The sequence below is a fragment of the Streptomyces calidiresistens genome (assembly GCF_014141525.1).
Taxonomy (GTDB): Bacteria; Actinomycetota; Actinomycetes; order Streptomycetales; family Streptomycetaceae; genus Streptomyces; species Streptomyces calidiresistens.
In genome coordinates this window covers 1-10084 of record NZ_VKHS01000117.1, presented here as the reverse complement: position 1 = coordinate 10084, position 10084 = coordinate 1, and the positions used below count along the sequence as shown (strand labels likewise).

General features: G+C 74.7%; 10 protein-coding genes. 7 read left to right on the top strand and 3 right to left on the bottom strand.

What is annotated here, in order from left to right; genetic code table 11:
* Both FOE67_RS07740 and FOE67_RS07735 read left to right on the top strand, forming a co-directional pair.
* Positions 1-1463: DUF4132 domain-containing protein (locus FOE67_RS07740; RefSeq protein WP_182661839.1), on the top strand; the 1463-nt coding region annotated here is incomplete at its 5' end.
* A 429-nt stretch (positions 1464-1892) separates the two neighbouring features.
* Complete coding sequence (locus FOE67_RS07735) at positions 1893-2033, top strand: hypothetical protein (RefSeq protein WP_182661836.1); 141 nt, start codon at positions 1893-1895, stop codon at positions 2031-2033.
* A gap of 54 nt (positions 2034-2087) precedes the next feature.
* Here FOE67_RS07735 and FOE67_RS07730 read toward each other — a convergent pair whose 3' ends face one another.
* Positions 2088-2741: a mycothiol-dependent nitroreductase Rv2466c family protein gene (locus FOE67_RS07730; protein WP_182661833.1), complete on the bottom strand. Its 654-nt coding sequence runs from the start codon at positions 2739-2741 to the stop codon at positions 2088-2090.
* A gap of 299 nt (positions 2742-3040) precedes the next feature.
* Here FOE67_RS07730 and FOE67_RS07725 point away from each other — a divergent pair, with 299 nt between their 5' ends.
* From FOE67_RS07725 to FOE67_RS07715, 3 genes are all read left to right on the top strand, one after another.
* Positions 3041-4477, top strand: coding sequence for a GntP family permease (locus FOE67_RS07725; RefSeq protein WP_182661831.1), 1437 nt, complete (start codon positions 3041-3043; stop codon positions 4475-4477).
* Between the two features lie 77 nt (positions 4478-4554).
* Entirely contained in the window at positions 4555-5841 is a 1287-nt protein-coding gene (locus FOE67_RS07720; RefSeq protein WP_182661829.1) for a D-arabinono-1,4-lactone oxidase, read from the top strand.
* A complete protein-coding gene (locus FOE67_RS07715) occupies positions 5838-6230 on the top strand; it encodes a sensory rhodopsin transducer (protein WP_182661827.1) in 393 nt (130 codons plus the stop codon). The genes FOE67_RS07720 and FOE67_RS07715 overlap by 4 nt, the downstream gene beginning before the upstream one ends.
* A 75-nt stretch (positions 6231-6305) precedes the next feature.
* On the opposite strand, the gene FOE67_RS07710 is transcribed toward FOE67_RS07715, so the two are convergent.
* On the bottom strand, positions 6306-7064 hold the full coding sequence (locus FOE67_RS07710) for a class I SAM-dependent methyltransferase (RefSeq protein WP_323384451.1): 759 nt from the start codon (positions 7062-7064) through the stop codon (positions 6306-6308).
* Positions 7065-7244: 180 nt separating this feature from the next.
* On the opposite strand from FOE67_RS07710, the gene FOE67_RS07705 reads away from it, so the two are divergent.
* Together FOE67_RS07705 and FOE67_RS07700 are read left to right on the top strand one after the other, a co-directional pair.
* Positions 7245-8558 carry a sensor histidine kinase gene (locus tag FOE67_RS07705; RefSeq protein WP_182661825.1) on the top strand — a complete coding sequence of 438 codons (1314 nt, stop codon included), beginning with the start codon at positions 7245-7247 and terminating at the stop codon, positions 8556-8558.
* Complete coding sequence (locus FOE67_RS07700; RefSeq protein WP_323384449.1) at positions 8555-9286, top strand: response regulator transcription factor; 732 nt, start codon at positions 8555-8557, stop codon at positions 9284-9286. Before FOE67_RS07705 ends, FOE67_RS07700 begins: the two co-directional genes overlap by 4 nt.
* A 23-nt stretch (positions 9287-9309) precedes the next feature.
* Here the strand turns inward: FOE67_RS07700 and FOE67_RS07695 are convergent.
* A partial coding sequence (locus FOE67_RS07695) for an Rv2686c family ABC transporter permease subunit (protein WP_498370694.1) occupies positions 9310-10084 on the bottom strand: 775 nt, incomplete at its 5' end.

Sequence of the window (10084 nt, the reverse complement as noted above, 5' to 3'; positions counted from 1 at the left end):
CCGCGACCCTCCCCCGTCTGGTGGCGCGTGACGGCCGCCCCCTTCCCCTCGCCGCCACCCGGCTGCTGCTGCGTCGGCTCGCCGCCTGCGACGACGCCGGCCCGGGGCGGGCCGGGACGGAGTGCGTGGACCGCGCGGCGTTGGCGGAGGCGTGCGAGCCCGGTTCCCCGGCCGGGTTCGTCGAGGCGCTGTTCGAGCGGTGGCGGTTGATGGGAATGCCGCCGGCGGCGGGATGGATGATGACCGCGCTCGGGGTGCTGGGGGACGACGACACCGTGCGCCTGCTGGTGCCGTTGATCGATCGGTGGCCGGGAGAGGACGGCCACCACCGGGCGGTGAGGGGGTTGGACGTGCTGGCCGCCATCGGCACCGAGGAGGCGTTGCGCGCGCTGCACGGGCTCTCGCGGGGCAGCCGGTTCACGGCCCTGCGCCGGCGGGCCGGGGAACGGATGGTGGAGGTGGCGGCCGGTCTGGGGTTGTCCGCCGAGCAGTTGGCGGACCGTCTGGTCCCCGACCTCGGTCTGGATCCCGACGGGAGCACCGTCATCGACTACGGGGCCCGGCGGTTCGTGGTCGGCTTCGACGAGCGGCTGCGGCCCTTCGTGGTGGACGACGCGGGGCGGACGCGGACGGGCCCGCCGGAGCCGGGACTTCGGGGGGACGGCCCCGGTGCCCGTGCGGAGTACCGACGCTTCGCGGCGCTGCGCCGGGAGGCGCGGGCGGTGGCGGCCGAGCTGCTTCCCCGATGGGAGCGGGAGATGGTGGAGGGACGGCGGTGGTCCCGGGCCGAGTTCCACCGGCACCTCGCGGCCCACCCGCTGCTCGGTCACGCGGTGCGTCGGCTGGTGTGGGAGGCCGGGGAGGAGGGACCCGACGGGCGGGAGCGGGTGGTGACCTTCCGACCGGGTCCGGGCGGCACGGGCGTGGACGTCCACGGCCGCCCCGTGGTCCCGGGCGACCACGCCGTCATCCGCCTGCCCCATCCCCTGCAGTTGGGGGAGGAACTGACGGCGTGGCGGGCGCGGTTCGCGGGGAGCGGCACCTCTCAGCCCTTTCCCCAGGTGGAGCGGGCTGTTCACGGGCTGTGGCCGGGTGAGGAGGGGGCCTCGCGGTTGCGGCGCTTCGAGGGGGTGACGGTGTCCACCGGGGCGTTGCTGGCCCTCGTCCGGCGCGGTTGGGTGCGCGGGGAGCCGGAGGAGGACGGGGTGGAGCGGTGGCTCTTCCGCGAGGTGGGGTCGGGCCGTTACGTGGTGATCCACCCGGGGAGGGGGATCGTCACGGTGGATCCGGGGCTGATACCGGAACAGTCTGTGCGGGCCGTCCGGTTGGCCACCGAGCCGGACGGGGGCCGGCCGGATGGGGCCGGCGCGCCCCGCTTCGGGGATCTGGACGCGGTGACGGTCTCCGAGGTGCTGGGCGACCTGGCCTCCCTCCTGGCGGATGACGGGGGTGCCGAGGGCTGAGGCCGATCCGCCGCGGTGGGCGGGCCCGTGACGGATGGCACCACCGTCGATGCCGGTCGTGCCGCCCCGGCGGCGGTGCGGGCGGGTCCGGTCCCCCTCCTCCCCGCGAGGCGCCGATCGCGGTCGTCGTCCCCGTGGTCGTTCGAGTCCTCTCCCGGTCATCCGCCGCCGGGCACGGGGCGCGGTGCTCCCGCGTCCCTTTCGGGCATGCCCTCCCGTATGCCGGAAAGACGCCCGAAGGACACGGTGCGCGGGCGAATCCCGCGCGGATCGGGCAGGGTGTTTCCCCCGCCCCCGTGGGGACCGTCCCGCGACGAGGCGCGAAAACGCGAAAAAGGGACGAGCACACGACCGACCAGGGCGATTCCGAGAATCCGGAGGATGATCGTGCATCACGCGAATACGGCGATCGGCAGGTTCGGCAGGGGAATGACACAGACGGGCATCGCCTGCATGGTCGCGGGCGCCATCATCGCCATCGGGGTGCGGGAACCCGTCCCGGCCGTGATGATGATCGCCGGATCGGTGTTCGCCCTGCTCGGCGTCCTGCTGGCTCCCCGTTCGGGTTGAGCGCGGCGGGACGGCCGTTCCGGCGATCCCACCGCGCCGCGGGTTCCGCCGGCCTCAGTCGAAGGAGAGTTCCCCCGTTCGGGTGCGCTTGAGTTCGAAGAAGTCCGGATACGAGGCCAGGGTGCGGGCGGCGTCGAAGAGCCGGGCCGCCTCCTCACCCCGGGGGATCGAGTTGAGGACCGGCCCGAAGAAGGCCACCCCGTCGATGTGGATCGTGGGAGTGCCCACGTCCTCCCCCACGGCGTCCATGCCCTCGTGGTGACTGCGCCGCAGCGCCGCGTCGAAGGCGTCGTCCTCAGCGGCCTCCGCCAGGTCGGCGGGCAGACCCACCTCCGCGAGGGACTCGCGGACCACGGCCGGGAAGTCCTTGTTCCCGCCCGGGTGGATGCGGGTTCCCATGGCGGTGTAGAGGTCGGCGAGCACCTTCTCCCCGTGACGCTCCGCGGCGGCGGTCAGGACCCGGACCGGTCCGAGCGAGGCGTCCATCAGGGCGCGGTACTCCTCCGGGATGTCCCGGTTCTCGTTGAGCACGTACAGGCTCATCACCCGGAAGCGCAGGTCCATCGGCCGCAGGCGGGCGACCTCCAGGATCCACCGGGAGGTGATCCAGGCGAAGGGGCAGGCGGGGTCGAACCAGAAGCCGACCCGGGCGGGGGTGCCGGGGTCCGGTGCGGCGGCGGTCGGCTGGGAAGGCGTCTCGGGGTTCACGCTGGTGTCCTTTCGCGTGTCCCGGCGGTCGGGCCGTCCGGGATCGGTGGAGGGAGCCGCCCGGGGAGGGCGGCGGGTGCACGGTGGGCGAGTGGCCCGTCACAGCGATGAACCGGGCGGAGTCCCCGGGTGTTCCCGTCCCCCGGTGGCCGGGGTGCCACCCGGGGCAGGTGGTCACGAGAGCGTCACAAGGGACACGGGTTTCTCGCACGCGTGTCGGGCATGTTGGACTCAACGGGAGATGTCCGATTGATATCCCGGAGGAATGACCCGGCCCCACCGTCCCCCGGGAGGCAGATGTGACGACCGTGGCCATGCTCGCCATCGTGGCGGGTGCCATCGCCGTACTGTTCATGTTGATCATGGGATTGAAGCTGCACGCCTTCGTGGCTCTCCTGTTGACCAGCGTGCTCACCGCCGTCGCGCTCGGCATCCCCCTGGAGGATGTGGCGGAGACCGTCGAGGAGGGCATGGGGGGTGTTCTGGGCACGGTCGCGGTGATCGTGGGCCTGGGGGCGATGTTCGGGCAGGTGCTGCGGGTGACCGGCGCGGCCGAACGGATCGCCGACACCCTGGTGTCGGCCTTCGGTGAACGCCGGGTGCCCTGGTCCCTGGGGGCCACCGGCCTGATCGTGGCGATCCCGGTCTTCTTCGATGTCGCCCTGGTGCTGCTGATCCCGCTGGTCTACACCCTCGCCAAGCGGTTGAAGAAGTCGCTGATCGTTTTCGCCCTCCCCCTGCTGGCCGGCCTGAGCGCGGCGCACAGCCTGATCCCGCCCACGCCGGGACCGGTGGCGGCGGCCGGGATCCTGGGGGCCGACCTGGGCTGGGTGATCCTCTTCGGCCTGCTGGCCTCGATCCCCGCCGTCATCCTGGGCGGCATCCTCTACGGCCGTTTCATCGGGCAGCGCGTGGTGGTCGGCGTGCCGGAGGAGATGGAGGAGAAGGTCGGGGGCGACGGGAACGGGGGCGGATCGGAGAACGGGGGCAACGGCGACCGGGGGAAGGAGGACCACGGCAAAGCCGACGGCGGCAACGGGGACGACGACGGCGACGAGGGGAACCGACCCGGCTTCGGCTTGGTGCTGACGATCCTCGCCGTCCCGCTGCTGTTGATCCTCGGCAACACCGTGGCCGACGCCGTCCTGGACGAGGACACCCTCTTCGCGCGGGTCATCGCCCTGGTCGGCGACCCGATGGTCGCGCTGATCATCGCCGTGCTGCTCGCCTTCTACGTCCTGGGGATGCGCTACGGGCTGGGGCGGAGCGAACTGCAGTCGGTGGCGACCAAGGCGCTGGAGCCGGTGGGCATGATCCTGCTGGTCACCGGCGCCGGCGGGGTGCTCGGCGAGGTGCTGGAGCGCAGCGGCGTGGGTGACGCGCTGGAGGAGGTGCTGGAGGCCACGGCCCTGCCGATCATCCTGTTGGCCTTTGTGGCGGCGGCGGTGCTCCGGGTGTGCCTGGGCTCCGGGACCGTGGCCACCGTCACGGCCGCCGCGATCGTCGCGCAGGCCGTGGAGGCACAGGACCTGTCGGCCGCCATGCTCGGCGCGATCGTGGTGGCGATCGGAGCGGGCGCCACGGTGCTCTCGCACGTCAACGACTCGGGGTTCTGGCTGGTCAACCGCTTCCTGGGACTCACCGAGAAACAGACGCTGGTGACCTGGACCGTCATGCAGACGATCATGGGCTGCGCGGCTTTCCTCACGGTTCTTGCCATAAGTCCGATGTTGTAGGGGAGGTGAACCGCCACGGGCGCGCACGGCGCGCCGAAGTCGACGGACACCAGTCACCGCGAAGGGAGACCGTTCGCATGCCCGACAGCCCCGGGGAATTCGTCAACTGGTCGGGGAGCCTGCGCTTCACACCCGGCGAGTTCCTCCATCCCACCGACGAGGAGGAGGTGGTGGAGCGGGTCCGGCGGGCGGCCGAGCGCGGGGAGACGGTGCGCCCCGTGGGCTCCGGCCACTCCTCCACACCGCTGTCCGCCACCGACGAGGTGTTGATGTCACTCGATCGGATGAGTGGGTTGGTGTCGCACGACCGCGAGGCACTGCGCGGCACCCTGCTGCCGGGCACCGGCCTGGCGGAGGCCGGTCGGTTGCTGGCCGAGGTGGGCATGGGCATGGAGAACCTCGGCGACGTGGACTACCAGGCCATCGCCGGCGCCATCGCCACCGGCACCCACGGCACCGGCACCACCCTGCCGAACCTGGGGGCGAACCTGGTGGGTGGACGCCTGGTCACCGGCACCGGCGAGGTGGTGCCCTTCGGCGAGGACGCGGGCCCCGACCACGACCGGGACCTGCTGCGTGCCGCCCGGGTCTCCCTCGGGGCGCTGGGGGTGATGACCTCGTTGACGCTGCGCCTGCTGCCCGACCACGACCTGCACCGGGTGAACTGGTGTACGCACGTCGACTGGGCGTTGGAGCACTTCCACCGCCTGGCCGCCGCCCATCGGCACTTCGACCTCTACTGGTACCCGCGCAGCGACCTCGCCCAGGTGCGAACGCTCAACATGCCGGGGGACGAGCCCGGGGACCCCGCCCTGGTCCCGCCCGGCCGGCACCTGCGCCGCGACGAGACGGCCTCCAATCACGAGATCATCCCGAACAGCCGGGAACTGAAGTTCGACGAGATGGAGTACATGCTGCCGCTGGAGGCGGGGCTGGAGTGCTTCCGGGTGATCCGCGAGCGGATTCGGGAACGGCACCGCCGGACGGTGGCGTGGCGGGTCCTGCTGCGCACCATCGCCCCGGACGACGGCCTGATCAGCACCTGCGAGGGGCGCCCGACCATGACGATCGCCCTGCTGCAGAACAACACCCTCCCCCACGACGAGTACTTCGGGGACCTGGAGCCGATCATGCGGGACTTCGGCGGTCGGCCGCACTGGGGCAAGAAGCACTCACTGAAGGCCGCCGACCTGCGCCCGCTGTATCCCGGCTGGGACACCTTCCAACAGGTGCGGCGGCGGCTGGACCCCGGCGGCGTCTTCCTCAACGACCACCTCCGTGACCTGCTGGTCGAGGAGGGGTCGCAGGAATGGCACCACCTGGAGGAGAGGAAGCGGAAGCGCCGCGAGGAGGCGAGGGCATGAGCAGCGCGACGGGCACCTTCGAAACCCCCGGGAGCCGGACCTGGGTGTTCCCGGGCGGCCACATCCCGGTGGAGAGCACCGGGCCGGAGCCGGAGTTCACGAGCCGGGACGAACTGTGCCTCCTCAACGCCGGCCCCGAACCGGCGGCGGTGGAGCTGACCGTCCTGCACGAGGACCGTGAGCAGGTGGGTCCCTATCCGCTGCGGGTGGAGGCCGGACGGGTGCGGCACGTGCGGATCAACGACCTGATCGATCCGCAGGCGGTGCCGCTGGGCGAGCCCTACGGGCTGGTGGTGCGCTCCGACGTGCCGGTGGTGGCGCAGTTGACGCGTCTGGACACCCGACGGGGCGGCCTGAGCACGGCGGTCGCGCCGGGGTACTGGGCCTGATCCCGGGCCCCGACGGGTTCGCGGGGGGCCGGGGCGTCCCCCGTGGACGTCCCGGCCCCCGCGCGTCGGGACGGATCACCGCGGGCGGACCGTCGCCCCGGCCCGCGGGGTGAACCGGGAGTGCTGCACGCCCGCCGCCCGCGTCGGGCGGCGGGCGTGCAGCACGAGTGCGGGCGGCAGGTTCCGCCACACCGTGCGGCCGACCACCACTTCCCCGAAGGCGGCTCGCAACCCGGCCAACCGGTGCCGGGCGGGGGGCGTCCACCGGCTCCAGGCGTAACCGAACTGGGTGCAGGAACCGTCGGGCGCGAGGACCGAGGCCATGACCCGGGGCAGTGCCCCACCGGCCGGCCCCGTGTAGGCGGACCACGGCAGGCCGCTGATCAGGACGTCCACACCTCCCGTGCCCCGCCGCTCCCCCTCTTCCGGACCGGAGTCGGGGCGGGCGCCGTACGGGGCGAGCAGCTCGGCCAGGTGGGCGGCCCCACCGACGATCACCTCCACGTCGGGGAAGCGACGGGCCAGGTGGGCGGCGAGGTCGGGGTTGGACTCGACGGCGAGTTGCCGGCCCCGGCCGGCCAGCCGCTCCCGGATGACGCCGGTGAAGGCCCCGGTGCCGGGCCCCAGCTCCACCACCACCGGCTCACCCCGCTCCGGGATCGTGACCGCCATCCGCTCGGCGAGCGCGGTGGAACTGGGCACCACGGAGGCCGTGCGGTGCGGATGGCGCAGGAACTCCCGCAGGAACAGGGTCCGGTCGCCGGGACGTCCCGGGGCGGCGGAGGGGGCGACGGCCCGTTCGGGAGCGACGGTTTCGGGAGCGGTGCGGGGCACGGGTACCTCCGGGCGACGACTGACGAGGGTGCCGGCGGGGCGCCTGCGCCCCGCCCCCACCGTCCACCGTGCCGCGCCCCGCCGGCCTCGGCGGATCGGCCGGGATCCCCGGCCCGAAGGAGGAGGCGCCTCCTCCTTCGGGTGGAGTTCGTCGGAACCGCCCGCCGCTACCGTCGGGAGATGTTGTCGACGTGGGGCGGGCGGGCGTTCGCCGGGGCGCTCGCGCCGGGCCGCCTGGTTCTGTTGCCCGCGGGGGTCGGGTGCGTGCTTTTCGCCCGGGGCCCTCCCCCCACCGTTCGGGACTGGGTGGTGCTGCTGTTGGCCTGGGGGGTGTTCCTGGCCGGCGGTGCCCGGCCGGAGGCCGCCGCCCCGGGCGCCGCGGGGGTGCTGCTGCTCGCGCACGCGTGGGCGGACGCCTCGCCGGTGGCGGTGAAGGTGCTGGCGATGGCGGCCGTGACGGAACTGGCCGCCCGCCGCCCCGTGTCGCGTGCCCTGGTGGGGGCGGGCGCGCTGGCGGCGGTGTGCCTGGTGGTGGCCGAACCGGGGGCGGCCGAGGTGACGGCGGCGGCGTTCCGGGGAGCCGTGGTGGCCGGGGTGCCCCTGCTGATGGGCGCCTACCTGCGCGCGTCCACCCGGGCGCTGGCCGACGCGCGGGCCCGGGCCGAGGAGGCCGAACGGCGCCGGGCCCTCGCGGCGCGCGGGGCGCGTCTGGCGGAGCGGACCGAGGTGGCACGGGAGGTGCACGACCTGGTGGCGCACCACGTGGCCTCGATGGCGCTGCGGGTGGGGGTGGCCCGGGAGGTGGTTCCGGACGTGGATCCCCGGGTGGCCGAGGTACTGGACGACGTGCACCGGGCCGCCGGGGCCGCGCTCTCCGACCTGCGGCGGTTGGTGGGGGCGCTGCGCGATCCGACCGCCGTGGGCGACGGACCGCCCGGCGCGTCGGCGGCACCCCTCTCCCCGGGGGAGTTGCCCGAGGCGCTGCGGGCCGCGGTGGAACGGGCCCGGGCGGTGGGCGTGGTGGTGGACGCGGAGATCGCGCCGGCCGCCGAGCGGCTGGACGCCGTTCGGGCCACCACCGTGCTGCGCCTGGTCCAGGAGGGGCTGACGAATGTGTTCCGCCACCCGGGGCCGGGAGCGCACGCCTGCGTGCGGGTCGTGGTCCCGGCCGCCGCGGACGGGGGAACCGCCGGGCCGGGGACCATCCGGGTGGAGGTGGTGGACGACGGCGAGCCCGGGGCCCCGAACGGCCCCGGGCCGGGCGCGGCGGACGAGCCGGGCCACGGCCTGATCGGGTTGCGCGAACGTGTCTCGCTGGTCGGGGGCGTGCTGCGCGCCGGCCCCGTGGGCGGGGACGGCCCCGTGGGCGGGGACGGGGAGCGGGAGGGAGGGTGCGGGTGGGCCCTGGTGGCGGAACTCCCCGACGCGCCCCCGTCCCCCGCCGGGGACGGCGCGCCGATTCCGGGAGCCTGCTCGACCCGGGGGCGACGGTGAACGGGCGGACGGACACCGGGGACGCCCCGGGCACGAGCGGCACGCCGGAGGGAGCCGGTGGGACGGGCCGGGGCCCGGTGATCCGGGTGGTGGTCGTCGACGACCAGGAGTTGGTGCGTGCCGGCCTGCGGATGCTGTGCGAGGCCACCCCCGACATCGAGGTGGTCGGGGAGGCCGGTGAGGGGGCCGGCGCGGTACGGGTCGTCTCCGCCCTGCTGCCGGACGTGGTCTTGATGGACCTGCGGATGCCCGGCACCGACGGCGTCACCGCCACCCGGCGCATCCTGCGGGAGCGCCCCGCGAGCCGGGTGGTGGTGCTGACGACCTTCGACGACGACGATCACCTCTACCCGGCGCTGGAGGCGGGGGCGTGCGGCTTCCTGGCCAAGGACTCGCGGCCGAGGGAACTGGTGGACGCGATCCGACGGGCCGCGGCGGGGGGCGGCGCCTTCGGCGAGCCGGTGCTGCGACGGCTGGTGGGACGGGCGGTGCGGGCCGGCACGTCCCCGGCCGGGACCGAGGGGGACCCGGTGCCGGAGCTGACGCCCCGCGAGCGGGAGGTCCTCGCGCTGCTCGGTGAGGGCCTGTCGAACGCGGAGATCGGTCGCCGGCTGCACCTGGGCGTCACCACGGTCAAGACGCACGTGGCGAGTCTGTTGGAGAAGACCGGGAGCGCCAACCGGGTGCACCTGGCGGTGTTCGCGGTCCGGCGCGGGTTGCTGCCCTGACCCGTCCCCGCCCCTCGGGCGGGTCAGGGGGAGAGTCCCCGGGCGAGGGCACGGCGGGCCGGGAGGACGCACAGCGCCGAACCGGCGAGGACGCCCGCCGGGACGGCGACCGCGGCCGGCACCGGTGCCCATCCGGTGAGGACGGCGAGGGCGGGGAACGCCGTCCCGTCGGCGGCGGCGAGCACGAGCAGCGGCCAGGCCGGTGGCAGCAGCGCCACCGCCGTGCCGGCCGGGGCCGGCAGCAGGGCCGCCGCCACCGGGACGCCGACCGACAGGGCTCCCGCCGCCTTGGTCGCCACCAGCGCCTCCACCCGGTTGCCGGCCGTGGCCGCGACGACGGCGATCAGGAGCGGGGCGAGGGGGGCGGCGAGGAGAGCCGCGACCATCGGCCCGGGGCCCGGCGTCGGCGCGAGGCCGCTCAAGGGGATCGCCACCGCGAGGAGGAGCAGGGAGAGCCCCCAGGCCACCGCGAGCCACAGCAGCAGCGGGAGGGCCGCGGGCACCGGGGTGGTCCGCACCAGACGGGGCAGTCCCTCCTCGGCGTCCTCCACCCGGCGCAGCGCGATCATGGTGCCGACCGTGGTGGGTACGTGCAGCAGGATCAGCGCCGCGAAGACCGTGGGGGCGTACGGCGCGAGGTCGACCCCGTACCGGTCGGCGAGCAGGTCGCGGGCGGCCGGCCACAGCGGGCGCAGCAGCAGGGCGGTGAGGAGCGGCGCGGGGACCAGCAACCAGGGCAGCGGGTCGCGGAGGGGCCCGGTGAGGCCGAGGAGGGCGATGATCCGTCCGCCCCTCCCC